Source organism: Paraeggerthella sp. Marseille-Q4926 (assembly GCF_916618935.1).
GTDB lineage: Bacteria > Actinomycetota > Coriobacteriia > Coriobacteriales > Eggerthellaceae > Paraeggerthella > Paraeggerthella hominis.
This window is the reverse complement of record NZ_CAKAKF010000004.1, coordinates 316504-343163: the sequence shown is the minus strand read 5'-3', so window position 1 is coordinate 343163 and position 26660 is coordinate 316504. Positions and strand designations below refer to the sequence as shown.

Annotated in this window: 20 protein-coding genes; 4 read left to right on the top strand and 16 right to left on the bottom strand. The window is 60.8% G+C overall.

The genetic code is table 11. The annotated features are described in order from the left end of the window. Positions 1–101: 101 nt before the first annotated feature. Positions 102–1271, top strand: a complete 1170-nt coding sequence (locus LG373_RS10050) for an IS110 family transposase (protein ID WP_225749714.1) — start codon at positions 102–104, stop codon at positions 1269–1271. Positions 1272–1493: 222 nt separating this feature from the next. Here LG373_RS10050 and LG373_RS10045 read toward each other — a convergent pair whose 3' ends face one another. The 11 genes from LG373_RS10045 to LG373_RS09995 form a co-directional block, all read right to left on the bottom strand. Then, positions 1494–2432: an aldolase gene (locus tag LG373_RS10045; RefSeq protein ID WP_114566431.1), complete on the bottom strand. Its 939-nt coding sequence runs from the start codon at positions 2430–2432 to the stop codon at positions 1494–1496. Positions 2433–2617: 185 nt separating this feature from the next. Continuing rightward, positions 2618–3526, bottom strand: a complete 909-nt coding sequence (locus LG373_RS10040; RefSeq protein WP_225749713.1) for a TM2 domain-containing protein — start codon at positions 3524–3526, stop codon at positions 2618–2620. 180 nt (positions 3527–3706) lie between these two features. Beyond that, positions 3707–4528: a TVP38/TMEM64 family protein gene (locus LG373_RS10035; protein WP_114566429.1), complete on the bottom strand. Its 822-nt coding sequence runs from the start codon at positions 4526–4528 to the stop codon at positions 3707–3709. Further along, complete coding sequence (locus tag LG373_RS10030; protein ID WP_225749712.1) at positions 4529–5488, bottom strand: PRC-barrel domain protein; 960 nt, start codon at positions 5486–5488, stop codon at positions 4529–4531. Between the two features lie 159 nt (positions 5489–5647). Continuing rightward, complete coding sequence (locus tag LG373_RS10025; RefSeq protein WP_181792532.1) at positions 5648–6178, bottom strand: YtxH domain-containing protein; 531 nt, start codon at positions 6176–6178, stop codon at positions 5648–5650. Between the two features lie 231 nt (positions 6179–6409). Then, entirely contained in the window at positions 6410–7405 is a 996-nt protein-coding gene (locus LG373_RS10020) for a D-alanine--D-alanine ligase (RefSeq protein ID WP_181792531.1), read from the bottom strand. A gap of 55 nt (positions 7406–7460) precedes the next feature. After that, positions 7461–8747, bottom strand: coding sequence for a PLP-dependent aminotransferase family protein (locus LG373_RS10015; protein ID WP_225749711.1), 1287 nt, complete (start codon positions 8745–8747; stop codon positions 7461–7463). A 4-nt stretch (positions 8748–8751) separates the two neighbouring features. Then, positions 8752–9246 carry a hypothetical protein gene (locus LG373_RS10010; protein WP_225749710.1) on the bottom strand — a complete coding sequence of 165 codons (495 nt, stop codon included), beginning with the start codon at positions 9244–9246 and terminating at the stop codon, positions 8752–8754. Then, entirely contained in the window at positions 9239–10552 is a 1314-nt protein-coding gene (locus LG373_RS10005) for a hypothetical protein (RefSeq protein WP_225749709.1), read from the bottom strand. Before LG373_RS10005 ends, LG373_RS10010 begins: the two co-directional genes overlap by 8 nt. A gap of 34 nt (positions 10553–10586) precedes the next feature. Further along, entirely contained in the window at positions 10587–11876 is a 1290-nt protein-coding gene (gene serS / locus LG373_RS10000; RefSeq protein ID WP_114566426.1) for a serine--tRNA ligase, read from the bottom strand. 486 nt (positions 11877–12362) lie between these two features. Next, on the bottom strand, positions 12363–15038 hold the full coding sequence (locus tag LG373_RS09995; RefSeq protein WP_225749708.1) for an ATP-binding protein: 2676 nt from the start codon (positions 15036–15038) through the stop codon (positions 12363–12365). A gap of 148 nt (positions 15039–15186) precedes the next feature. Here LG373_RS09995 and LG373_RS09990 point away from each other — a divergent pair, with 148 nt between their 5' ends. Continuing rightward, positions 15187–15384, top strand: a complete 198-nt coding sequence (locus tag LG373_RS09990) for a DUF6724 family protein (protein WP_114566450.1) — start codon at positions 15187–15189, stop codon at positions 15382–15384. A 122-nt stretch (positions 15385–15506) separates the two neighbouring features. Then, positions 15507–16376, top strand: a complete 870-nt coding sequence (locus LG373_RS09985; RefSeq protein ID WP_216529832.1) for a bifunctional hydroxymethylpyrimidine kinase/phosphomethylpyrimidine kinase — start codon at positions 15507–15509, stop codon at positions 16374–16376. Positions 16377–16438: 62 nt separating this feature from the next. On the opposite strand, the gene LG373_RS09980 is transcribed toward LG373_RS09985, so the two are convergent. Then, positions 16439–17983, bottom strand: a complete 1545-nt coding sequence (locus tag LG373_RS09980; protein ID WP_225749707.1) for an MFS transporter — start codon at positions 17981–17983, stop codon at positions 16439–16441. Here LG373_RS09980 and LG373_RS09975 point away from each other — a divergent pair. Beyond that, the gene (locus LG373_RS09975) at positions 17963–20074 is read left to right on the top strand and encodes a helix-turn-helix domain-containing protein (RefSeq protein ID WP_225749706.1); all 2112 of its coding nucleotides are present in this window, start codon (positions 17963–17965) and stop codon (positions 20072–20074) included. The genes LG373_RS09980 and LG373_RS09975 overlap by 21 nt on opposite strands. A 109-nt stretch (positions 20075–20183) precedes the next feature. On the opposite strand, the gene LG373_RS09970 is transcribed toward LG373_RS09975, so the two are convergent. The 4 genes from LG373_RS09970 to LG373_RS09955 form a co-directional block, all read right to left on the bottom strand. After that, positions 20184–21806 (bottom strand): amidohydrolase, encoded by a 1623-nt coding sequence (locus tag LG373_RS09970; RefSeq protein WP_114566421.1) that lies wholly within the window; start codon positions 21804–21806, stop codon positions 20184–20186. 35 nt (positions 21807–21841) lie between these two features. Beyond that, positions 21842–23521 (bottom strand): MFS transporter, encoded by a 1680-nt coding sequence (locus LG373_RS09965; protein WP_225749705.1) that lies wholly within the window; start codon positions 23519–23521, stop codon positions 21842–21844. Positions 23522–23694: 173 nt separating this feature from the next. Then, positions 23695–24591, bottom strand: coding sequence for an acetamidase/formamidase family protein (locus LG373_RS09960; RefSeq protein ID WP_216529836.1), 897 nt, complete (start codon positions 24589–24591; stop codon positions 23695–23697). Between the two features lie 71 nt (positions 24592–24662). Continuing rightward, positions 24663–26582 carry a serine/threonine-protein kinase gene (locus LG373_RS09955; RefSeq protein WP_225749704.1) on the bottom strand — a complete coding sequence of 640 codons (1920 nt, stop codon included), beginning with the start codon at positions 26580–26582 and terminating at the stop codon, positions 24663–24665. Between the last annotated feature and the right edge of the window lie 78 nt (positions 26583–26660).

Genomic DNA, 26660 nt, shown 5'->3' with positions numbered 1-26660 from the left:
AGGCTGATAGAAACCTGCCGGCCCGAAAGGGCGCGGCTCTGTAATGTGGGTGCCGAAGCTGCGGCCCGCGCGGTCAGCCAACATGCCGAAAGGATAGCATCATGGAGGCCGCAAGGACAATCTGCATCGGATTCGACGTGGGCAAGGCGGCGCATCGGGCGTGCGCCGTCTCCCGGGCGTCCGGGGAGATACTCTTCAACAAGGCGCTTGAGAACAGGGAGGGCCCCATAGACGAGACGCTCGCGCTCGCGGGCGAAGGGGCGCTCGTCGTCGTCGACCAGAAGCGCAACATCGGGGCCCTCGTGCTCGAGCGCGCGAGGGCCGCGGGCATGGAGGTCGCCTACCTGCCGGGCCTGGCGATGAAGCGCGCCCGGGACATGTTCCCCGGTGCCGCCAAGACCGACGAGATAGACGCCGAGGTCATCGCGCGCACCGCCATCGGGATGCCGTGGTGCCTGCGGCCCGTGGCCGAGGACGCCGGCAGCGGCGCCGAGATAAGGCTGCTCGCATCGCAGCGGCGCTTCCTGACGAAATGCTCCACGCAGTCGAAGAACCGCCTGCGCTCGGCGCTGCTCGAGGTCGACCCCGCCTTCGAGGCGGCCGTCGACCTGGGGGCGGCGTGGCAGGTGGGCGTCCTGTCCAGGTTCGGGGGCGCCCCCGGCATAGCCGCGGCGGGCAGGAAGGGCTACCGCACCTTCGCCGTGAAGAAGTCGGGGGCGCCCGAGGCGGCGGCCGACGGGCTTTGGGACGCGGCCCTGGCTTCGGCGAAGTCGGGCAGGCCGCACACGGCCGCGGAGGACGCGGCGGTGAGGATGCTCGCCGAGCGGATAGAGGAAGACCTCCCCAGGGCGCCATCCGTCAGGGAGTCCATGGACGCGCTGCTCGCCGGCGACGCCGTGTACCGGGCGCTGCTCACCGTTCCGGGCATCTGCCCGACGACCGCCTCGGCGCTCGTCGCCGGAGTCGACATCGGCCTGTTTTCGAGCCACGACAAGCTGGCGTCTTTTACCGGGCTCGCCCCGAGCAACAGGCAGTCGGGCACCTCTCTGGACTCGGCGTCGTCGTCGAAGACCGGCAACAAGGAGCTCAAGAACCTGCTCGTCTTCTCCTGCAACTCCCTCGTCGGCACTGACAACGAGTTCGGCCGCTACTACGATGCGTGCCGCGCGCGGGGAATGCGGCACAACAAGGCCCTCAAAGCCGTGGCGCGAAAGAGGCTGAAGGTCATCTTCGCCGTCATGCGGGACGCCCGCCCGTACGTCCGAGCCTAGTCCTCGGCCGAATCGCCGAAGAAGAGCCCTGCCGCCGGGGTTTGCGCGAGCATGCCCGAATCAAACGGCCCGATCCCGAAAAAGCAATTGACAAAACCATAGAAACACCCCCCCCCACGCACCCCGCAACCTGCGCGCCCCGCACGCCAAGAGCGCTATGCCCGGCGCACGCAAAACGGGCCCCTCGAAAGGGGCCCGTCGGCATGTTCTATGCGGCGAAACTTACAGCGAGAAATCTTCGTCGCCGTTGAAGACGTCGAGCGCGTCCTCCACGGAGTAGTCGGCCAGCGTAATGGCGCTGATGGCCTTCGTCAAACGCACGGCCTCCGCCAGCGAGCGCTGGTGGATATTGCGGCCGGTCGCGTTGCCGCAGGCACCGCCGATGTGAATCTGGTCGTGCAGCTGGGTCAGGAACGTCTCGGCGTCAACCGTCGAACCGCCCGCGCACACAAGGCCCGTGCGGCCGGCAGCCATGGCGGCAACCTTCAGAGCCTCGGCCGGAGTGCGGCCGTCTTCGGGCTTCGGCGGGTTCACCTTGACGAAATCGGCACCCAGGCACAGCGCCACGCCAGCAGCGCCGGCGATCAGATCCGGGTCCTTCTCTGCCGCGACGGCCTTGCCGCGCGGATAGATCCACAGCACTACCAACATGCCGTTTGCGTGAGCCTGGGCGATCAGCTCGCCAGCCTCGGCCATCATGGTGGACTCGTACTCGCTGCCCAGGTACAGCGTGTAACCCAGACCCACGATGTTCACGCCAGCTTCGCGCATAGCCAGCACAGCATCCAGATCATGCAGCTGCGGCGAATAGGGATCGTCCTGCTTCACGCCAACGAGGTTGGTCTTGGAGTTCATCTTCACCAGGTAGTTGATCTCCGGATAATCGGCAGCATACTGCGCGATCAGGCCGCGCTGGCCAGCCAGCACGCCGCACACGCCCTGACGACCGATCTCGAAGAGGTGCTCCGGCTGAGCGTCGGCGATGTCGATGCCCTCGCCGTAGAAGTCGGCATTCAGATGCTCGACCTTCTGATCGCACGCGAACAGCATGAGACGACCCGTGCCACGGGTAGCCTTCATGTAGTTCTCAATGTACTCGTCACGGGATTCCGGCATGACGTCAGCCGGAACTCTCACCTGGTCACGAGTGATTTTGGGCATGATTTCCTCCTTATAGGATCCTTATTCGGGAAGGCGGTGCGCGAATTCCTGCGCTTAGGCCTTATCGATACCGCCATTCTAGCGAAAAAGAAAAGCCGCCCGCCCCTATTCATGGAAAAACCCCTGAACATTTGGACGAGCGGCGAAGCAATGCAACTGCGGGCAAACAGCGGACCGCCGATGCGCTAAAACCATTCCTTCTTATTGAGGACGTAGATCTGCTCGAACTGAGATTGCGACTTCGTCAAGTAAATGATGCCCTCGATGATAGCGATGACCCAGATCACCCAGCACGCAAGCGACAGCGTAAGGATTCCGCCCAAGATAGAAACTCCCAGCATGACGAAACCGGAAGTGTTGTACCCCAAGTAGAACTTGTGAATGCCCAGCCATCCCAAGAAGATGGCCAGCAAACCGGCAGCCACATGATCCTTCGTAGCCACAACAGGCTGCGCGTACGGCTGCTGGTAGTACGGCTGCTGATACCCGTAATAGGGCTGCTGCGGCGGCACGGCGCCAGGACCGGCATGCGGCGTCTGGGGCGCAGCGTAACCAGGCTGCTGAGATGAGGACCCGCCATAAGAACCGCTCGCAGGCACCTGCGGTGCGGTTTGCGGCGCGCCGTAAGAAGGCTGCTGTGCGGGGACCCCGTACGGGGGGACCTGCGCACTCGAATACGGAACCCACTGGGGATTCTCGGATGCCGGGGACGCAGGAGGCTCCGGAGCGGACGGGGCGCTCTCCTGCTCAGCCGTCCCCAGCGGCTCGACCGGCTCGGCTTCCTGGATTGTCTCGACTTCCTCAACTAAGACCGTGGATTCGTCGTCGGCCGAAGCGGTCGAGGCATCATCTAGAATGCAGGCCGAAGCCTCCACTGCAACCACGTCCACGACCTTGTCGACTTCGGCTTCCTGCTCAACAGGCTCTTCAACAGACGCCTCGGCAGCATCGAGCCCATCCGCCTTCTTCTCGTCGTTCGCTTCGGCAGCCAGCCGCGCTTTTGCCGCCTCGAGTTTTTCCTGGGCCGCCTTCAACTCGGCTTCCGCAGCAGCAACCGCGTCCTCGGCGCTGTTCAAAGGTTTTTTCTTGGTCATAGCGACCTCTTTCGTCCTGCGTTTCAACATCGTTGTTCTTCAACGTCATAGTAGAGCGCGACGTAACGTCGCAGAGGGTTCCGTCATAATATCGTTAACGTCCTCATAGTTTCTTAAGGTATGCGAAGCAGCCCGTGCCCGCAGACTCGAAAACGCCCGCCGCGTAGCGCAAGAGAACCGCTAGCGATTGCCCTTCGAGCGCTTCTCCAGAAAGCGCATGATGGGGTCGCGCAAAACAATTCCCAGCACGGCGATGGCACCGGCCACCACGAATATGATGGCGCTCTCCATGAAGCGCCCGTCCACCAGGCCGTCAGCCGCATACGTAGACACGATGATTCCGGGAATGCGCCCTATATTCGAAAGAATGAGAAACGTGCGCATGCGCATATCCGTCAGCGGCACCAAGTACGTGAACACGTCTTTGGGCAGGCCGGGAATCAGGAACAAGATGAACACGACGATGTTCAATTTGCCGGTCAACTCGAACCTGCGGAACTTATCCAAATACTGCGTGGGCACCATGCTTTGCACGAACGGCGCGCCCAGCTTGTGTACGAGCGAGAAAATGAAAGCGCTCGATATGACGCAACCCGTCAGGATGATCAGCCCGCCAATCCAAGGGCCGTACAGCATGCCAGCCGCAATCTGAACAACCTCGCCAGGGATGAACGCTACCACGATTTGAAGAAACTGAAGCCCTAGCAGAATAAGGAATCCAACCGGACCCGCGCCGCGCACGTCGTTTATGATGCGATCGATGCCGCCGGGTTCGAACACGTCGTGAACGTACGGCCACAGAAGCACGCAGATCAAAACCATGATCGCGAAGAACCCGATCAGGCCGACGAACTTGAAGATGTCGCCCTTCTCCATTTTATGGCCGCGCACAGTAACTTCCTGCTCGGCCTTCTCATGCAGCTCCTGCTTGCGCTCAGCCGCTTTCTGCTTCAGCTTTCCCGTATCAAACCGAGAGTCGTGATCTTCTGTATGATTGCCCATTTAATCCTCGTGACGTGCTTTGTCGAATTCATCCTTGAACGCCGCGAACATGTTCTTCTTGGGCGCGGGCTTCTTCGTAGGCTGCTTGGCCGGCTGCTTTTCGGCAACTGACGGGGAGGGGCTTGCCGTCTTTTCGATGGCGTTCTCTTGCTTGCTCGGCTTCGGGCCGCGCGCCTTGTCGTACTCATCCTTGAAATCGGAGAACATCGTCTTGGATTTCGCAATCTGCTTCCCGGTGGCGTAGGCGCCCTTGTTCACGGCTTCGCCCGTTTTCTTAGCCGCCTCGGAAGCAACCGGCTTCACCTTGTCGACGGTCGTATGAACCTTGTCCATCGCAACAGCCGTAGCCTGACCTGCCTTTTCGGCAACTCCGCCCTCAGCTGCAAGATCTTTCACCTCGTCGGAAACCATGATGGCCCCCAGCACGACGTCGTCGGAAGCCACGCCTTCCTGCCCAACCTGCGCAAGGGCCGCTCCCATGCCGCGGCGAAAGCCTTTGATAAGGTCCGCCGAAACAGTGCGCTTGCCCAAGAGGGCGTTTGCAGTAGCGCCGGAATCGGTATCGAACGAAACAACCTCTCCCGTAATGCGGTTGAACGTGACGTTGCCCACCGTTCCGAACGCGTCGCCGCTTTCAGTCATCACGGGCAGGCCGATCCAGAGCACGCATTCGTCCCAGTCGACGCCAAGCGCCTTGCAAGCAGCGCGATCCGTCGCCTCAGGGACGTTGCGAATGGAAATACGCCCATCCACCAGGTCGTATCCCTCTATGGACACGAACTTGTCCTTCCGTCGGAACATCCATAGAAGGTCGGGGCGCTTCACGATGAAGCCGACGCAGCGCTTTTCCTTCGGGTGAAACACGAAACGACGCACTTTGCCAATGCGCTTCGTGCCGTTCTTCCCGCCAATGACGCGAACCCCCGTGAGTTCGTCGGTCGTGATAAGTTTGCTTGCCATAACCTTCTTCTCCGCAACGATCGGGCGCACGGCGCGGCTTCTCCTCCGCAGTCCCGGCGCCTTCGCTACCATCTATATGTAAAAAGCGGTGCGCGGCGCGACCGTTTCCGACCGCTTGATCCGCGCAACCGCTTCACCTCGCCTATATCTCGCGTCGCTTTATTCGCCGGCGACCTTGTCGGCAGCATCCTGCGCCTTGTCAGCAGCGGCATCAACGGCCTCTTCTGCGGCGTCCTGTGCAGCGTCGACCACGTCATGGGCGGTATCCGCTGCAACCGGAATAGTCTCGGCGGCAGTTGCCTGAGCCTCTTCCGCGTTCTTTGCTACCTGGGATGCAATGCGCTGACGAGCAGCTTCGATCTTGTCGCGAAGCTCGTCGTTTTTCTGAGAGAACGCGGGCTTGATGTTGTCGGCAGCCTCCTGCACGCGAGCGCTGGCCTGGCCGTACAGCTCCTGGCTTTTCGCCTGCGCGTCCTGAGCGAACTGCTGGCCCTTGCTGGCAACATCCTGGTACACATGCTGAACGTTGCCGGCAGCCTGGGTGCCGAACTCCTGAGCCTCGCCCCATGCGGCGTTCACCTTATCAGTCACAAGAGCACGCGTCTCCTGGCCCGAACGGGGAGCGTACAGCAGCGCGATCACAGCGCCAGCGAGTCCGCCAGCGAGAAAAACTCCGAATTTGTTGCCCATAACGGCCTCCTTTTGGACGTTTGTCTGTGCAACTATTATAGGCGCACCCTTACCCGCCCGGATAGGAAAACATCAGCGCTCTATTATTCGGTTGCCGGTTTGTTGAGTGGCGAAGGCGGATGCAGCAAAAGAGCAGGCTGGCGAAACGAAAAAGGGAAGCCACCCGGACTCCCCTTTTGGCTGAACTGTAGAAAAACGCTCCGTCGTCTTGCTTGCCTACCCTGTTCCGCGCTATCGAGCAAGCGCGTTGTTGACCAGCTCGTCAAGCACAGCCGGAAGCGAAAGCCCTGCTGCGGCGCACGCGGCGGGGAACAAGGACGACTCCGCCATGCCCGGAGACACGTTCACTTCGAATACGCGCGCCTGAGCACCGTCCCAGATGAGGTCGATGCGGGCAAGGTCGCGCACGTTGTAGGCCCGATACACCTCGAGGGCCGCACGCTCTATTTCCGCACGAATGGCGTGAGCCTCCGCCTCGTCCTGCGAAAGAGAAGCGGGGCGCACAGGCGCGAAATACTCGACCGCGCCGGGAGTCATGCGAGCTTCGGTGTCGAACATGCCGCTCTTCGCAACGATCTCGACCGGCGGCAAGGCGTACGCGTCCCAGCCGTTGCCCAGCACGGACACGGCCATCTCGACGCCTTCGACCCACTGTTCGATGACCACGGCTTCGTCAAACGACAGCGCGTCCAAGATAGCCTCGCCCAGCTGATCCACCGAATCCACGCGATGCACGCCCATGGCGGACCCGCCGTGAGCAGGCTTGACCGCCACGGGATAGCCGCCGATCACGCGGTCTTCCACCAGGTCGAGCGCCGTTGCAGCGCCCATGCTCTTGAACGCGTCGCGAGCGATGTAAAGACCCTGCGGCCACGAAGCAACCGGAGCATCGCCGGTGATGGCGCGATACGTGGCCATCTCCGAATGCAGCGAGTCCTTGTTCCAGGTGCGCTGGCACACGCTAGCCGGGGAGCCCACGAAGGGAATGCCCACGAATTCGAGCAAGCTTTGAATGGTACCGTCCTCGCCGTGCTTTCCGTGCAGCGCGCTGTAGCATACGTCGGGGCGCTCGCTTCGAAGCGTGGGGACCAGGTCGGACGTGGTGTCCAAAGGAACCACCTTGTGGCCAGCTTCCTCAAGAGCTGCGCACACATGCTTGCCGCTGGCCAGGGAAAACTCGCGCTCGAACGAAGCGCCGCCCATCAAAACTGCTACTTTCAGGCCCATGTTTGCTCCTACAATCGGTTCTCAAAATCACTGGTGCGCCAACGTTGCAAGGGCGTCAGTCCGTCGGCTGGCTGGCAGACGGAGCCTGGATGGCGCCGGCCTCCAGGAATGCACGGTACAGCTCCAAACGATCCTCGATCACGTGAGCCAAGCGGCGAACGGCCTCCGCGATGTTCTCGGGGCTTTCGAAGCTAAAGTTGATGCGCATGGAATTCTTGCCCGCAACCGCGCCCGGGAAGAAGCTGTCTCCCGGCACGTACGTCACGCCCGCTTCCAGCGCCTCGCTCAGCATGCTGCCGGTATCGAAGTAATCGGGAAGCGTCACCCACACGAAAAAGCCGCCTTCGGGACGCGTCCACGAGGCCTCTGGCGGGAAATACTCTTCAAGCGCAGACAGCATCGCGTCGCGACGCACATGGTACGTCTGCACGAACTTCTGCAGCGTTTTTTGCCACGGGGTATCGGTGAAGTAATGCTCTACGACCACCTGATCGAACGAGCTTCCGCACAGGTCGGTCCCCTGCTTGACCAGGTTGACTTTCGCCAGCACGTCCCGCGGCGCCACGATCCATCCCGTGCGCAACCCCGGAGCGAACACCTTGGAAATGGTTCCCAGGTACACCACGCGATCATCCATGGCCTTGAGCGGAACCATGTGGCCCCCGTCATAGCGCAAGCGCCCGTACGGGTCGTCCTCGACCACCATGAAACCGTATTCGTCGGCCAATTCCAGCAAACGCTTGCGGCGCGCGGCCGACATGGTCACGCCGCCGGGGTTCTGGAAATTGGGAATGGTGTAGCAGAACTTGAGGCGCGGATTGCCCTTGCCGATACGCTTCAGCTCGGCTTCCAGCAGATCCGTGCGCATGCCTTCTTCGTCGAACGCGATGCAGCGAACGTCCGGCTCGTACGCGCTGAACGCCTGAAGCGCGCCCAGGTACGTGGGGCCTTCGGCCAAGATGATGTCGCCCGGATTGATGAACGCTTTGGAAATGAGGTCAAGCGCCTCTTGCGCACCGGACGTGATCAGGATGTTCTCAGGCTTGGCTCGCACGCCTATATCGCGCATGAGATCGCAGAACACCTGCTTCGTCTCTTTGCGACCATCAGTTGCGCCGTACTGCAAGGCAACGGAGCGCTGGTCATCGCATGCGGCGCGCACGGCTTTCTTGATGGAAGCCTGGGGCAGCAGCGATACATCGGGCATGCCGCCCGACAGGCTGATGACATCGGGGCGCGTGGCAGCCGCGAACAGGTCGCGCACGGCAGACGATCGCATTTTCTTGACGCGATCGGCTATCTTGTCATCAGTTTGGTCAAATGTCAGATGAGCTGTAGTCATGGGGTCAGGGTACCACCGTCTCGTTCAGAAAACGGGCCGCGTCGCGAAAAGCCCGCAAAGCAACCAAATCGTCGGTGAAGCTCACTTCGATCCGCGCTCGGCCCGCGAATTCGTCCGTCCACTCGGTTGTCCCGACAAACACCGGCCCGACGTCGGTCGACGCATCGGACGGCGCCTGAGAGGAAGCCGACTGAGCCTGCTCGTCGATGACCAAATGCTCCAGAAGGTGCGGGATCGACGTGCAGTTCATGACGTCCGCGAACGTGTCGCCCGCATCGTTCACGCACGCATGACGCGGAAGGTTCGGGTATGCCCGACACACGCAAGTCATGAGCGCCGGCGAGGTCATACGCGGCGATCCCGACGCCAGCAGCACGTCGCATACAACGCGGTCGGCCCGAACGGTCAAGCGCTCAAGGGAAAGCTTGGGAGCGCGAAAAGGGCCGGAAGACGACAGGGGCGCTGCATCGCGACCGCAGTGAATCCGAGAACTAGACATCGCGCACATCGAACAGCTGCGAAGGAGCAGCGGTTTCAGAATCGACCGGGCTCGAGGTGCCGGTCGAGCTTGCGCCTTCGACCGAAGGGGCTCCTTCGGCAGCGCCCGTCCCATCGGCGGATGCCGCTCCTTCGGCAGCGCCCGCGTTCGCATCGCCGGATGCACCCTCGCCTCCGTTCGCATCTGCGTCCTGGCTCGCAGCAGAGTCTTCGCCCGAAGCAACGGGAGCTCCTTCGCGCGGGGAAGCCGAAGCGTCGCCCGACAAACGATCGAGCACCGTCACGTTTTCGCCTGGCGTCGGACTCTCGGCAGGCTGGTCCTGCAACGAGCGCAACGCCTGATCAAACATCCAACCAATATCGTCGATCAGCGTGGAGAACCACGTGTACTCTTTTCCGTCGGTGATGACCAGCTGGGACCGATCGAGCGAAAAACGATAGCGGCCCTCGCCCTGCATGTTCCCGAAGGTAAACGAGATGGTCTTGGCGCCCGTATCCAAAGTATAGGCGTACGACACATCGGGAGTAAGCTTGATGGTTTGGCCGTCAATAACGACGACCGCCGTAGAGCCGGGCGTGCGCCATTCGCCCTGAAACTCGGCTGCATCGTTGTAACGCAGCCATCGATCCCACGAAAACACGCCAACGATCAGCACCAACACTGTCAAAACAGACAACGCCGCAACCGCTGGCCAGCGAAGCTTGAACGACTTCGTCGTCTTCGCCTTCTTGCGCTGACTCCCAATCTGATCGGAAGCGTCGGCGGGATCGCCTTCGTTCGAAAGCTTGGCGCCCGGCTGGGCATACGCCTGTGCGCCGGACTTGTACACAGGCTTGGGGGCAGATTTGGGGACGCTTTGGGAAGCCGATGCCTGCGCGGGACGGCCGGCTTCCTTGGAAGCCGGTACCGCAGTCCGAGCATCGTGGGCGGACGCAGGCGTCGACGAAGAGGCTGCGGGATCCGACGTCGGAGCCGACGCAGGAGCAGCTTTCGAAACCGGGGCGGCTTTCGGAGCCGAAACGGATTTCGCGGCGGGCTTGGCAACCGGCTTGCCGGCAGCCTTGACCGAGGGCTTGCCCTTCACGCGCTTCGGCTTACGCGGCGTAGGGGTTTTGGCCGCCGCATCCTTGCCGGCGGGTTTCTTGGCGGACGGCGTCTTCGGCGCCTGCTCTTTGGCGGATCGATCATCCGCCGCCTCAACTTTTTTCGGCGCAACGCGGCGCGCGGGTTCTTCAACCCGCGCGACCTTGCCGGTATCTCCCGGCTTTTTCTTCGATTCAACGGTGCGCTTGCGTTTCGTTACCACGCTTGCGTTACTCCTCTACAACGCCTGGAAATTGCTATTCCGGCGCAATGACCTCAACGCCGCCCATATAGGGAACCAGCACGTCGGGAACCTTGATGGTACCGTCGGGCTGCTGATAGTTCTCGATGATGGCGGCCATGGTGCGGCCCACTGCCAAGCCGGAACCGTTCAGCGTGTGCAGGTAGCGCGTGCCCTTGAAGTTCTCGGGATCGCGGTACTTGATGTTCGCCCGGCGCGCCTGGAAGTCGACGCAGTTCGAGCAGGAGGATATCTCCTTGTAGCCGTTGTAGCTGGGCAGCCACACCTCAAGGTCGTACGTCTTGGCGGCGGAGAAGCCGATGTCGCCCGTGCACAGGCTGATCACGCGATACGGCAGCTCCAGCTTCTGCAGGATGTGCTCGGCATCGGCGACCATGCCCTCAAGCTCGTCGAAGCTTTCCTCGGGCTTCGCGAACTTCACCATTTCCACCTTGCTGAACTGGTGCACGCGAATGATGCCGCGCGTATCGCGACCCGCGCTGCCGGCCTCTTCGCGGAAGCACGGCGTGAACGCGCAGTAGTGCAGGGGGAGCTGGTCGGCATCGAGCACTTCGCCCGCATGGATGTTGGTCAGCTGAACCTCGGCCGTGGGGATGAGGTACAGGCCGTTCGTGGTCTTGAACAGGTCCTCTTCAAACTTCGGAAGCTGACCCGTGCCCGTAAGCGTGGTGCCGTTCGCCATAGCCGGGCACCACCATTCCTTGTAACCGCGGCTGGCATGCGTGTCGGCCATGAAGTTGATGAGCGAGCGCTCCAGGCGAGCACCCAGGCCGCCCAGCAGGTAGAAGCGGCTCTTGGCCAGCTTCACGCCACGCTCGAAGTCGATGATTCCCAGTTCAGGACCAAGGTCCCAGTGCGGCTTCGCCTCGATGCCTTCAGCGGCGAAATCGCGGGGCGTGCCCCAGCGGCGCACCTCGGGGTTGTCGTCTTCGCTCTGGCCTACGGGCGTGGAGTCGGCCGGCATGTTGGGCGTGCGCATCATGAGCTCGCGCAGGTCGGCGTCGGCGGCTTCGCGCTCTTTACCGATGGAGGCGATCTCTTCGTTGATGGCGCGCACGCGCTCTTTCGCGGCTTCGGCCTCGTCCTTCTGGCCTGCGGCCATCATGGCCCCGATAGATTTGGATGCGGCATTACGCTCGGCCTGCAGCGCTTCTTCCTTCGCGATGGCCGCGCGGCGCGTTTCGTCAAGCTGAGAGAAGCGCGACGCATCCCATGAAGCATTGCGGTTCTTCATCGCTTCAGCGACCGCTTCCTGGTTGTCGCGGACAAACTTGATGTCGAGCATGGTAGCGCTCCTTCTTGGTTGGATACGATAATTGGACCAGTATACCTCACGCCCGGCGCAGCTTGCCGGTCCTTCACGCCGTTGGCATGTTCAGCCCGCCTTCGAGCCCGGATGCCCGATCCCCCAGCCGTGCGCCGAGGGCTTGCGCGACCCGGCCGCATGCCCGCGCGACCCGGCCGCATGCCCGCGCGACCCGGCCGCGCCCGCAAACCGCACGCCCCGACGCGCTGTCAAAATGAGCGAGTTTTGCTGGTCCTCAAACCAGGATAAAAGCCCCTAGCAGCTTTGTGACCTGGTGAGATGCAAAACGCCTTCGAGAAGAAACCCTCTCGAAGGCGGAAAATCGCCGCAAAACTCGTTCTTTTCGGCAGCGCACCGCAGCAGCACGCGGAAGCGCACCGCAGCAGCACGCGGCAGCGCGTCGGGGGCGCACGGCACCAGCGGCAGCACGCGGCAGCGCGCCGGGACGTACGGCGGAAAAGCGAACTAACGGCGCTTGCGCGTGTACTCCACGATGGTAGACAGAACGCGGCGAACCTCGATGGGCTTGGAAAGGTGCGCGTCCATGCCGCTGGCAAGCGACGCGTTCACGTCCTCGGAAAACGCATTCGCCGACATAGCCACAATAGCCACGGTACGCGCGTCCTCGCGATCAAGGGCACGGATGCAACGCGTGGCGTCGTAGCCGTTCATCTTGGGCATCTGCACATCCATGAGCACCACGTCGTAATGCCCCACGTCAGACGCTTCGAACAGGGCACATGCCTCCTCGCCGTCCCGTGCGCGTTCGATGGAAAGACCCTCTGCCGCCAAAAGCTCGCAAGCGATTTCCGCATTCAGATCGTTGTCTTCGGCAATCAGCACGCGCAGCCCTTCGAGCTCGCTGCGCTCGATGGCGCGAGGGGCGGAAAGCGTCGCAAGGGAAAGCGACCCCTCTTCGTCGGGAGCATCGCTGCGAGGGGTCGAAGGCCCGTTAGAGCCACGGTCGCGCGCGTCGTCTTCAAACGACTTGAGCTCAGCCTCAAACGCGATTCGCAAACTCAACGTAACCGTGAATGTCGTGCCCTTCCCTATAGTGGAGTCAACCTCAATCGATCCGCCCATCATGGTTACGACATTCTTGACGATGGACATGCCCAGCCCCGTGCCCTGCTCGTGCGAACGGCCCTCCATGACGAACGGCTCGAACATGCGCTCGACGAATTCTTCCGACATGCCGATGCCGTCATCAGACACCACGAACACCACCTGACGATACCCCATGACCGGAGCAGCGGCGGCGTTCGTTTCAAGCTTCACGTGGCCGCCCTCGGGCGTGTACTTAACGGAGTTCGACAAAAGGTTGATCAGGAGCTGCTTCAAACGCACCGTGTCTCCCACGTACACGGCGTCCGCACAAGCAGGCCCGCGCACCGTGAGCTCCTGGCTGCGCTGCTCGCACTGCGGGCGAATAACTTCCTCCACATGATCGAGCAGGTCGGCTAGACGGAAGGGATCGCTGGCAAGGGTCATCTTCCCGTTCTCGATCTTCGAAAGGTCCAGAACGTCGTTGATCAAGCCCAGCAAATGATCCGACGCCGTGCCGATCTTGGCAAGGTTCACGCGCATTTTCTCGGGATCGTCCACGTTGCCGCGCGCAATCTGGAGCATGCCGATAATCACGTTCATAGGCGTGCGAATCTCATGCGACATGCGCGAAAGAAAATCAGATTTTGCCTGGTTGGCGGCTTCTGCAGCATTCATGGCATCCTTCATGGACAGCTGAATCTGCTTGTCGGGCGTGGAGTCCCGCAAAACGATAAGCACCTGCTGCTTGCCCTCGAACACCAGCGGCCGAACCGAATAGGCAACCCAGCGGGCAGAGCCTGTGCGCGTGCTGCGAAACGAGAATTCGCCGTGCTCGAATTCGTCGACCAGCCCTTTTCTGATTCGGTTGAACAGATCGACTCCTTTTTCGGAAAGCCCCATCTCGCTTGCCAAGCGCTCGTTTTTCAGGAAATCGTCCAGCGCGTAGCCGATGATGTCCGCCGATTTCGCCACGATAGGCGTAACCTGGCGATCCTCGGGATGGTACAGGTTAACGGCAAGGTCCACGCTGTCGGAAAGCGCGCGGTACAGCTGGGCCATCATGGCAACGTTTCGCTCGCGCACCCGGCGGCGATACGCGGCGAACACCATGAAGCCCGCCACGATAAGGCACACCATGACAATTCCGAACACCGCCTGGAACGTGGTGGTGACCACCGCCGCTTCGGCGCGCACGTTTTCGACCGGCACCACGCTGCACACGTACCAAGGACCTTTGCTTACCGGAGCGACGCACACGTACGAGACCTTGCCGTCAACCGGCGCGGTAACCAAACCGCTTGAGCGGTCGTACACGATATTGAACAGGCCCTCCAGGTCGCTTCCCTGCCGAGCCTGAAGCGACAAAAGAGCGTTGTTCAAACTTTCCGGAGATGCAAGAGACAGGGGCTCTTCGTACCGAGAAGCCTCATCCAGAAACTCGTACAGATTGGCCTCGGGAGGCAGAACGGTTTTGGTTTTGTCGGCGGGAGGAACCAGGATCTCGCCCGTATCGGCCTGGAACAGAATAAAGTAGCCGCGCCCGTCGAACATGTCCAGATGCTCGGGCATGGCGAACAGGCTCAATGGAATCTGCGCATACAGCGCGCCCACCTGCTGGCCGTCGATGTACAGCGGGCGCTGCACCGTGCGCACGCGAACGCCGTCCTGGGTTGTGAAGGTTCCGGAATACGACGGGTCGCCCTGGGACAAGGCCGTTTCAGGCCCTTCGATCTGATCGACGCTGAACGGCGAGCCGTCGCTTTCCACGCCCGTGCCGTCCATTCCCGCAAAGGCGGCGCCCGCCAAGCCCAAGCGCTCCTGCAACGCCGAAAGAGCCGGAAGAAGAGCCTGCGGATCGGACGACTGCACGGTAAACGCGCCGATCGCGTCCTCCATCATGACCGCGCGATCGGACACGTTTCCCGCAGCCTGCTCGGTGAAGGTGACCACTTGCTGCTCGGCGCTTTCATTGAGCTTCTGATCGATGAACGCGGTCAGGCTGAACACGGCCACGATCACAAGGAGGACGGCCGCAACAGAGACAGCCGTCGCAATTGCGCGGCGCTCTCCCTTCCCCCTGTTCACAGCCGACATGCACACGCCCTTCTTTGATGAGCGAAAAGAATAAAGGAATCTCGGAACCAACCCATATCGGAATCGGTTGGGCATAGTATACTCTAACGCTGGAGTGCAAACCTTCCGCGGCGACAGCGATCGCCACGGGCAGAACAACGAGGTAATCATGGATTTCGGTGCGTTGTACCACTTTCTTTTCGAAACGTACGCCGGCATTGGATGCCTGGTGGGCGCAGGACTTGTCATCAGCCTTATCGCGTGCATCATCATGGAACGCCGTACGCGCAAAACGTTCGTCAACCGGGAACCCGGTGAAGACGATTGGTCGTTTTTCGACGACGATGACGAGGACGAAAGCAAGTAATCCGTCGTTTTCGACCCGTCAACCGATCCGCATAGCTTCACCATAGGCATGGAGGCTCAGTGGCTGCACGCAGCCCGAAGCGCTCTTGTCTGACGGCGAAACTCGAACAGGAAGGTCCATCCATGTCAGAGTCCGATACGTATCTGTACCGTCGCGAAGGCGACTACATTCCTCGCGTTGCCGCCGTGCACGATTTGTGCGGCTACGGCAAATGCTCGCTCGGCGTGGCCATCCCCGTGCTGTCCGCGGCCGGATGCGACGTATGCCCCGTTCCGACGGGGCTGTTTTCATCCCACACGGCTTTTCCGGGTTGGTACATGCACGACACCACCGAAATGCTGGAGGACTACCTGGGCGCCTGGGAAAAGATCGGCGTGGAAATAGATGCCGTGTACTCGGGCTTTCTAGGCGCGCCGGAGCAGGTCGACCGCATTCGGGACCTGTACGCCATGTATCCCAACGCGCTGCGCGTGGTCGATCCCGTCATGGCCGACCACGGCAAGGTTTACCCCACGTACACCCCGGAGCTTTGCGCCGCCATGGCCGAGCTGGCGTGCGGAGCGGACATCCTGACCCCCAACCTGACCGAAGCGGCCATCATCTTGGGCGAAGAGTGGCGCGGCACCGACATTTCGGACGACGAAGCCAAGCGCATGATCGACGCGCTGGTGGCGAAGGGCGCGAAGCACGTTGTGCTGAAAGGCATTCAGCGCGAAGGGGAAACCTGCATACGCAACTTCGTGGGCGGAGCAGACTGCGATACGGTGGAAGTGCGCAACGAGTACCTTCCCTACATGCTGCACGGAACGGGCGACCTGTACGCTTCGTGCCTGCTGGCAGCCGTTATGGCTGGTCGCAGCCTGGCCGAAGCAGTTGCGTTCGCCGGCGACTTCGTGCACGACGCCATGATCGTCAGCGCGAAGCAGCCCGAATTCAAAGACCGGGGCGTCAGCTTCGAGCCCCTGTTGGGAAAGGTTTGCGGGCTTCTGTAAAACCAGGGCAGGGCGAGGGGCGCAAGGGGGCAAGGGTTCATTCACGACCCTGCCCCCTTGTTCTATCCCTGCAACTCTCGAACTATATGACGGGTGCCGATAAAGGCTACACCCACAATCCCGGCAAGTACGAACATCGACACGCTTGCTGCGCTGCAGCGTGCGGCGGCAAGCGACTCCACAACAACCTTTTCGTCGCCGCCTTCGACACCTGATCGAACGGCAAGCTCCTCGTACGTGGCGTCGTCGCAGAACGAAATCTCTTCCTGGACCATAACGGCCGCAGAACCCACGGCGTCTCCCTCAAGCGCGCTCAATTCAGCAGAAGCGCCAACTTGCATCGTCACGAGCAGCAAAGACCCCATGATCGCCGTCCCGAGCGCCATGCCTACGTTACGCGCCGTGCCCTGAATGCCGCCCGATTGCTGAGCGGCAACGGGATCGACTACCGAAGCCACCGCATTGTTCGCCTGAGAATTGACAACGCCCAACCCAGCCCCAACCAGCGAAGTAGCAAAGAACAGCAGCGGCGTTACACCGTGCGGCTCAAACGAAAGTGCCATGCTGCACGCACCCGCGATAATCAAGCCGTACCCAACGCGAATGACCAAGCGAGGGCGAGTTTTCCTCACGAGCTTTGGCACCAGCATGGCGCACAAGAGCATGGGGATGCCCGAAAGCAGCGAGAGCAAGCCCGTCTGAAGCGCGCTGAATCCAGCTACAAGCTGCAGGTACGGCGTCACGATGATTCCCTGAGCCCCCATGCAAAACAACGGCACCCCCACCGCGAGCAATCCTGCGCGGACGCACGGCGCATCCACGAACGCGCGGGGCAGCAATGCGGCCTTTCCCTGGGACTCTCGTCTGCGCTCGAACAGCACCAAGCAAGTAAGCAGGCACAAACCTGTAGCTATCGCAGGCAGCGTAGGGGCAATCCCTCCAATAGTGAAGGGACATTCCGACAACGGCTCGACGAACCCCCACGAAGACACGCGCGCGATGCCGAACAACAAGAAAGCCAAACCGCTTGCTGCCAGCACAATACCGCCCACATCAATGCTCATGGAAGCATCCGGTTTCGAAAGGTTCGGAAGCAAGCGCGTGCAAACAAGCACGATCGCGAAATAAGCCGCGATCACGCCGAACGTTACGCGGAATCCCGCAGTATCAAGCAGAAGACCAAAAGGGATGGGAACCAAAGCGGAAACAGCCGATGCAGCAGCCACGAATCCGAATGCAGTCGCCCGAGCGCGGCCCTCGTACAATGCGGGAATCAAGCCAAGCACCGACGGCGTGATGAAACTTGCGCCCAAACCGACGATCGAGCGCCCTCCCCAAGTGAACACGCCCATATTCGGAGAAAGCGCTACTACAATCTCTCCCAAGATAGCCAGAACCAAGCCGATGCGCAGCGTCTTGCGCCATCCGACAACCACCCCCACCATGCCTCCAGCGATCATGAACGATCCCGCTATAAGGGAGTAAGCGAGGTTTGCCATCTGCACATCGGCAACGGTCGCCCCAAGCGCGCCAACCAGCTGCTGTACGGCAATGCCAAGCGCAGCGTTGTCGCTTGACGTTCCAATTTGAGCAAGAACGATAACCACAAGAGGAGCTACAAGAAACGGCGCTCCTTCGACTCTATCCGCAGCTCGAACACGAGAGTTATTCCCCAATGCCACGTCAGCACCCCCTGCTATCTGCTGGCTGAACACGTCGCTCAACCCATTGTACCCACGCCTTTTCGCGCCTTCTGTAGAAGAATTACCGCATCTTCGGTAAAATTGATGTGTCGGTGCACCCGCACCCTCGCATCAGCCAGACGGACAGAACACCGAAGAAGGACCGCCATGAACGTGCGTCAAAGCATGCTGCTGAATCACCTGCTGTATCTTGATCACTACACGCCCGTTGAAGAGCTGGCGCGCATCATCGGCTGTTCGGAAAAAACCGTGCGCACCGACGCAAAGGTCGTAAACGAGCACCTTGCACACGCCGGATTCGCTTCGCGCATACGCAGCAAGCGCGGCAACGGCATCCGCATGGCCCTCGCACGCGGCGAGCAAAGTCGTCTTGAAGCCATGGTCGCCGACAACGCCATCGAAATGAGACCTCGCCTGGAGCGGTTTTACCGCGGGATTCTCCTTATCACCTGCTCGCCAAAGGCTTTTACCGTAGACTCCCTTGCGCACAGCCTGTTTACGAACAAGCAGCAACTTCAAATGGACATGAAATGGTGGAGCTTCATGCTGAAGTCGTTTCGATTGTCCATCCGCAAGAAAGACAGGCTCAGCATCGAAGGATCCGAGGTTGCGATACGGTTCTTTATAGAGTACTTTTTCTACAAGCTTGACCGACGCATGATGCAAAACCGCATCGAGCCAACGTTCATGGGGCAAGATGCGCGCTTTTTGCAGACCGTAGCCGATGAGGCCGAGCAGGAAATGGGGCTGCAACTTTCGAAGAACTCACGGCAGCAAACGTCGTTCTACCTCAAAGTGATGTGCGCCCGCTTGAGGCTTGGCCACACGCTCAACGAGTCATCCGAGTTCAAAGCAGCCCACCCCCAACTTGCTCGCAAGCTGAAAACCCGGTTCGAGCGACACCTGGGAATGCCCGTCAACGACCACGAGATAGCGCTGGCATCCAACCTGTTCTCCTGCGGCACCTGGCAATGGAGCAGGCGAAACATTGAAGAGTACGAGCCAGCCCCTCGCACCATCGAGGCGGTAGAGCGCATTGAAAGAACCTTCGAACAGCGTTTCGGGCAAGCACCCGACCACGCGCTGCGCCAACGACTGCTCGTACTGACAGACGGCGCCCTTTTAAGGAAATCCTGCAACCTCTCCATTCCCGGACCCATCGAACACGTAGTGAAATACGACAACATGGACGGCTTTCTGCTGCTATCCGAAGCATTGCACGACGCACCTGAATTGCAAGACTTCAATGTCTTTGGGGCCGACTACACCCGCATCATCATGGCGTTGCTCGAATACCTTGACCACGTGCATACCGAGCGCGTGTTCCGCGTGGGCCTTGTGGTGAATGCAGGGGTCGAGCAGGCAGCGTACGGCAAATACCGCATCGAGAAGCTTGCATCCAAAATCAGAATCGTAGACGTAATTACGGAAAACGATGTGGAGCAGTCCCCCGCTGAATCGACAGCGCTATCCAGTCGCTTCGACTTCCTTATATCGTTCGAGCCACTGGATAGCACGTTCCCCACGATCACCGTTTCCGAGGCCATCGACGAGCAGGACATCATGCGCATCATGACATCCATCCCCATGCTCAATAACGACCTTGAAACGCAGCTGCACTGTATAGAGGTCGACGCTGTTACGCAAGCAGACGACATGAGGGAGTTGGCCCATGAGGTGCACCGGGAGCTGGCAGATCGGAAAATTCTCGACATGAAGAACGAGCAGTTTGCAAGATTGTTCGAGGCATCGTTCTTTGCTTCGGGGTCTACCCTGGTTCTTCCCTTGTTCAGCTCCAAAGTGCTCTCGACCTGCGCAGTGTTCTTTCCTGTGGACAACTTCAACTTGATCGGCGCGCTTGTAAAGACAGTGGCGGTACTGTTGGTTTCGGAAAACGATCGCAGCGCCGTATCTTCGTTAACCGAGCAGTTCAAGCGAATACTCACCGAACGCCAGGTTTCCCAAGATGCCTTGACGGCATATTTCCCCGCCTAACCTCCCCGCTACGCAGCGAGCCCGCACGGAATCGTGCGGGCTCCAGGAGGTAAAACGGGCTTTGGGGCAAAACCCGTTTTCGGCATTGCATGCTGCGCGGAACGAAAGATTACGCGCAGCGGTAAACCGACGTGCCTTCTTTGATGGTTTCGAGAACCTTTATGGAGCGGATGTCCATCGGATCCACCTTGAGCGGATTCGCATCAAGAATGACTAGGTCGGCAAGCTTTCCCACCTCAAGCGTACCCTTGCGGTCTTCTTCACCGTATTGGTACGCACCGTTTATGGTGATAGCTTTCAGCCCATCGAAAACGTCGATTTTCTGGCTTTCATCCAGTTGGACGCCGGCTTTCGTAATGCGATTGACCGCGCACCAGACGGTTTCCAGCATCTTCGGGGGAACAACGGGCACGTCGGTATGGAACGTGAATGGAAGGCCCGCGTCCAAAGCGTCGCGCACGGCGCTAATGCGACCACCGCGAGCCTGGCCGAAGTTGTTGAGATGAATGTCGCCCCAATACCAAATATGCGATGTGAAGATGCTGGGGATCATCCCTATTTCAGCCATGGCCTGGTATTGATCTTGGCGAATCGTCTGGCAATGGATCATGACCGGGCGAAGCTTATGCTTGTTCGGGTTCGGCGAATCTTCGAGCGCGCGCTTGTACTGGGCGATGAGCTGATCGCCTGCAGCATCGCCGTTGCAGTGGCACAGCACTTGGTGATTGGTGTCGATGCCGCTGCGAATAAACGCATACGCCTCGTCATCGCTCATAGTACCGTACGCCACGTAATCAGTGGCTCCGTCTTCGCCCGGTTCGTAAGGTTGGGTCATCCAAGCCGTACGGCCCTGCGGAGATCCGTCCAAGAACATCTTGATACCGCCCAAGCGGAAATGGCCGATATAATCCTGGCTGTCGAAGTCAGCATTGCGCTCGAGCATGCCCTCGACGCCGTGGCCGTCCATGGGGTAGCCCACGATGTCGAGCTTCATCTTCCCCGCACGGGCGAATGCAGCCAGCATATCCGCGAAATCCGGCTGCGTGGCACCGTCTTGCGCAGTGGTTACGCCGTTCTCAAGATAGTAATCCTGCATCTCATCAAACATCGCCGGGACGTCCAAGTTCATGCGGGGCTGGCACATGGCGTAGAAGTTGAACAGCGTGGCAGGCTCCTCAGCGTAGCCGTTCGGCTCCATGCTGCCCTCGACGCGCCCGTACAGACCCCCCTCGGGATCAGGCGTTTCAGCTGTGACGCCTACCAGTTCGAGCGATCGGGAGTTCGCGACCCCCATGTGACCCGACGCGTGGACGATGAAAATAGGGATCTCGCGAGACGCCCGATCAAGCACGTCCTTCGTCGGATGCTGGCCTTCGACCAGGAAGTTCTGGTCATACCCCGTGCCCATCACCACGCCGTCGGCCGTAATGCCGCGCTTCTCGATAAAGGCGGTCAGCGCGTTCACGATGTCGTCGAACGACGTGCATTCCGATAAGCTTGCCGTGGAGATGTACTGCGTGGTACCCGTCAAATGGCTATGGGGGTCAATGAATCCCGGGAGCACGGTCTTTCCCTCAAGATCGATTTCCCGAGCATCGCCCGCGCGATTGCGCGCCTCATCTAGGGCGCCTGCAAACGCGATGGTGCCGTCGTCCTCAACCAGCAGCGCCTCGAACGTGGCGTTCGCATCGGTCATGGGAACAAAATCTCCGTTGCAATACAGCGTCTTCATAACGCATGCCCTCCTTACTTCCGTGTATTCCCTGTCTATCGAGCCGTTTCAAGCTCATCGGCCACAAGAGCCGCGGGCCGAGCGGATGTCTCCGCTTCCTCTTCCTTGCGAAGGACCGTGATGAACGGCGTTGTCAGCAAGCCCGCAGCCATGATGATGGCAGCCACGATGAAGGCGGTCTTGGTGGAGTCCACGCGCGCCGTCGCGTTGATGGCGGCCAGGCTCTCGCGCTCCGCATCGCTCATCTCGATGTCGTCGATAGTAGCCAGGAAGCTCTCGTCGCTCATGAGCGTGATGGAACGCTGGGACACAGCCTGGCGAACCTCCGGGGTGATGGTGGGATCGGCCTTCATGGCGGAGTCGATGTTGGACGTAATGCCGAACAGCAGCACGGCGCCCAGCGCGGCAACGCCGATGGCCTGGCCCACGTTGCGCATCGTGGTCTGAATGCCGCCCGACTGCGCTGCGTCGCGGTCATTGAGAGCCAGCGCGACCACGTTGTTCGTATGGGAGCTGGAAATGCCGGCGCCAACGCCCACCAGGAAGAATCCAACGTACATACCAAAACCGACGCCCGCCTCGGAAATCGAGAAGCACATGAGAACAAGCGAGCCAGCCATGACGATGTAGCCAAGCTGCAGCACGCGGCGCGGATTGGCGTTCGGGAACAGCTTCGGAATACCGAGCGAGAGCAGGAAGGTGGGAATGCCCACCATAAGGGACATGGCGCCCATGGTGACCGGAGACCAGCCGGCGACCAGCATCAGATACGGCGCCAGGAGGATGGACTGGATGCCCATGAAGAAGAAGGTCAGAGCCGAAGCGACCAAGCCGGCAAGCACCTGCGGCGTCTTGAGGAACACCTGCGGAAGCAGCGCGCTGCCGTTCTTCTTCTCGATGCGCTTCTCCACGAACACGAGTGCGACCAGCATCAACAGGCCGAGCAGCGTCATCGGCAGAGCCGGGGACATGCCGAAAATGGTGAACGGAGCAGCCTCGAAAGGCTCGAGCAGGCCCCAAACCGAAATACGGGAAAGGCCAACGAGGAACAGGAACAGGCCGCCTGCAGCAATGCCGGTGCCCACGCCGTCGAACTTCGCGCGCTCGCCGCCTTCCTCGATGGCAGGGAGCTTGAAGGAAAGCAGAAACACGACCAGGAAGTAGCAGCCCAGCACCACATACGTAATGCGAAAGCCTGCCATCTCCATGAGCACGCCCAAAAGCAAGGGCAGCACGGCGGCCAAACCGGAAGCGGCGCCGATGCAGCCGTACGCCTGCACGCGGTTTTTACCCTGGTAGATCTTTGGAATCAAGCCGAGCACCGACGGAATCATGAAGCTGGCGCCGAAGCCCACGAGCACGCGGCCGCCCCAGATGAACACGAGCATGTTCGGAGAGAACGCCATGAGGATTTCTCCGGCCGCGCAGAGCAACGCGCCCATGCGGAAGTTGCGCTTCCAGCCGATAACGGTTCCCAGCAGGCCGCCGGCGATCATCAGCGCACCGGCCATGAGAGAATAGACCATGTTGGCCAGCTGAATATCGGGAACCGTCGCGCCCAGCTGGTTAACTAGTTCCGTGTTCGCCAAGCTGAGAGCGCTGTTCTCTCCCGACGTGCCCATTTGGGCCATGATGAGAATAATGATGGGAAGGACCAGGAATTTCGAGGCCCCGTCTTTCGCCTGAGCCGCCGAAGCGGCCGGTTTCGCTGCCATGTGCATACCCCCTTGTATAGTGACAATTCGTTCAACACCATGCATTGTAGGAACGAATAAGGGGGAGATGGCATAGAACAATTACCGTTTCAACGGTAATTGTTCTATGCCATTACAAGCAGGAAGCACGAAGATGTCGCAAAGGAACAAGGGCGTCTTCGTGCATCGCTTCGCTACAAGCTGAACTCCAACGCTTCCAGCACGTACTTCGGCACCATGAAGCGCACGGTCTTTTCCGGGTCGACCATTTGGCAGACCTGCACGTCAGCAACCAGGGACAACAGCATCACCAACTCGTCCTGGGGCGTGCCCGTGCGGTCATGCAGCAAATCCACCATCTCGTGCACCGCGCGATCCGCGGCGGCGTCAAGCGACTCGGCGGACGCGATGATCCCCAGATGCGTCTCGTTCTCGATGATGGGGTCCGTCACGTGCAGATCCGGCAGCGCCGTAAGCGTGACCGTAGCGTAGCCGGCCACTTCCGCGCCCGAAACGCTGATCTCGCCATCGCCCATGGCGGCGTGCATGTCGCCGCAGCCGAACAGCGCGCCCTCCACCGCCACCGGGAAGTACAGCGTGGCTCCCGTGGTAATGGCGGTGTTATCCATGTTGCCGCCATGGCTCCCTGGTGTTCCGCAGTTCACCGGGTCGCCCGCCGGAGCAACGCCGATAACGCCGATCATGGGATTCAACGGAATGGACAGCTTGTCGTTCCACACCAGCTCGTCGTTCTTGATGGCGCACAGGCGCGTGCTCCACGCATCGAACCGATCGCCGCACACGCCTTCGTCCTTGCCCGTGCACGAAGCGGTCTGGTCGTCCAGCTCGATGTTCTCGATAACCACCTTGAGCGCACCGCCCGGACGAGCGCCTTTCACGAAAACAGGGCCGGTAGCCGGATTGATGGCGTCCCAATCGATTTCGTCAAGCGCGTCCTCGGACGTCCGAACTTGATTGCCGAAGCAATCCTTCGTGCGAATACGCACCGTCTCGCCCGATTCCACGGTAAGCGCCGGCTCCAAATCGCGCGCAAACGCGAACAGAACACGTTCGTCTCCCAGTTGCTGCATGGGTTTTCCTTTCCTCGCAGGTTTTCGGCTCGATTATAGTACGAAGCCTGCCCAACAGTACGATAAGCAGGTTATTCTTCCGCCCAATCGTCTTCGTCGTAGTACACGGGGTCGGGCACGAACGCGCACGCCGCAAGCGCCAACGCAATGGATATCGCGGTGAGCCCCAGATTCCCGAGAGAGGGCATCCACGTAACCTGACCCGATGCAACCCATGCCGCAACGGCGACGCCTCCAAGCAGAAGCGCACCGGCCATGCACGTACCCAGAACCGCAAACGCGCGCGTCGGCCGCAAGCGAATCGCAGCCAGCGCACCGGCCGACGCGATCCAACTACCGGCAACGCACCAAAGCGGAGGCTGCACGAGCAGCGCGCCCATGGTGCCCGCCAGGTCGCTGCGCGCGCCCACGTTCCAGTTCGCAAGCACGTCCCAGCTCAGAAGGTTATGGGACCCGCAGGCGGCCAGCATGACGGCGATCAGCACCGAGAATGCAGCTGTCCCCATAGCCCGCACGGGAGCCAGGCTCAGTCCGGCCGCCAACGGCGCAAGCTGCCCCAAGCCGAACGCGCCCGCAAGCGGCACCGCCAAAGCAGCGTTCGCTTCGGCGTCCCCCTCGCGCCCAACGAAGTACCACCACGTGGCCGCAGCCGCCAGCAGCACGCACCCTGCCGCCGGAACGCCTTGCACGATGAACATGGCAGCCAGCGCGAAATACCCGAGCAGCGCGCCCAGGTGCGGCCGCAACGCACCCGCAAGCACGATGAGCGCGAAGATCCCCCAGAACAGAGGATTCGCGAAACCGCTTGTCTGCGGCATGTTCCAAAGCGCCACGAACGCCAGCAGCGCGCTGCCCGCACCGCCCACCGCATGGGTCGCAATCGCACGATGCAGCGGCGTGAAGCGCTCGCGCAAAGGCACGCGCGGAAGGCAAGGCTCGTCCTCGACAGGTTCTTCATCCTGCTCATCGGCATATCCGACAATAGCTGCAAGCTCGCGAACGCCGCGCTTTGAATCGCCCAGGAACGGCTCAAGTTCCTCTGCGAAATCGGAAATCGTTGCGTAGCGTTCTTCGCGATCGGGGTCGAGCGCATAGAACACCACGTCGTCAATTGCAGGGTCAAGCCCTTCCCAACACAACGACGGCAACACGAGCTCCGCATCCTCGATTGCAAGCTCGGCACGCTTCAAATCGGACGCAAGGAACGGATTTTCTCCTGTGAGCATTTCGTACGCGACCGAAGCCAACGCCCATTCGTCGCAGCGCACGTCCAGGTTTTCCTGCCGCATTTGCTCAAGCGGCATGTAGCCGATAGTGCCGCCTCCAGCCGCGCCGAAACCCGAAGCATCCGCCAACGTCGCCAGGCCGAAATCGGTCACTTTCACCTGACCTTGATGGTTGATCAGGATGTTGTCGGGCTTGATGTCCAGGTGAAGCACCTGGTTGCTGTGCGCCACCTCAAGCGCATGCGACACCGCCGAGAATACCGCCGCCACAATATCGAGGGTCAAACGGTCGCCATGTCGGCGAAGCAGTTCGCTCAAGGACATGCCTTCGACGTATTCCATGATGAGGTACGCCGTAGCGTCCTGCACCTCGAAATCGTACACCGCCACAATGCTCGCATCGGTAAGCATGGCCGCCGTGCGCGCTTCGTCCAAGCCCGGAATATGCGCAAGAGAACGCACGAGCGGGGCATCTTCCAACAGATCAACCGAAGCGCCAATCTGGGAAAACAGCGCCTCGTCTTCGTCGTCGGAAAACAGAGGATCGTCGTAAGCCGCATCGCGCGAAGCATTCGGCAACGGCGCTGCATTCGCCCCCGGAAGAGCGGCCCGGGCAGCGTCGACGTCGTCCAGCTCGATGCACTTGATGGCAACGCGGCGCTGAATGCGCGTGTCCCACGCCACCTGCACGGTGCCGAAGCCACCCGCCCCCGCTTCCGCGATTGGCCGGTATCGATTCAATATGAGTTGCTGGTTGCGCGCCATGGGGGACATTATAGAGCAGATGCGTCCAAAGGGCGCTCAGATGCCGGGGTCACCACGGCACCGCGATGGCAATAACGG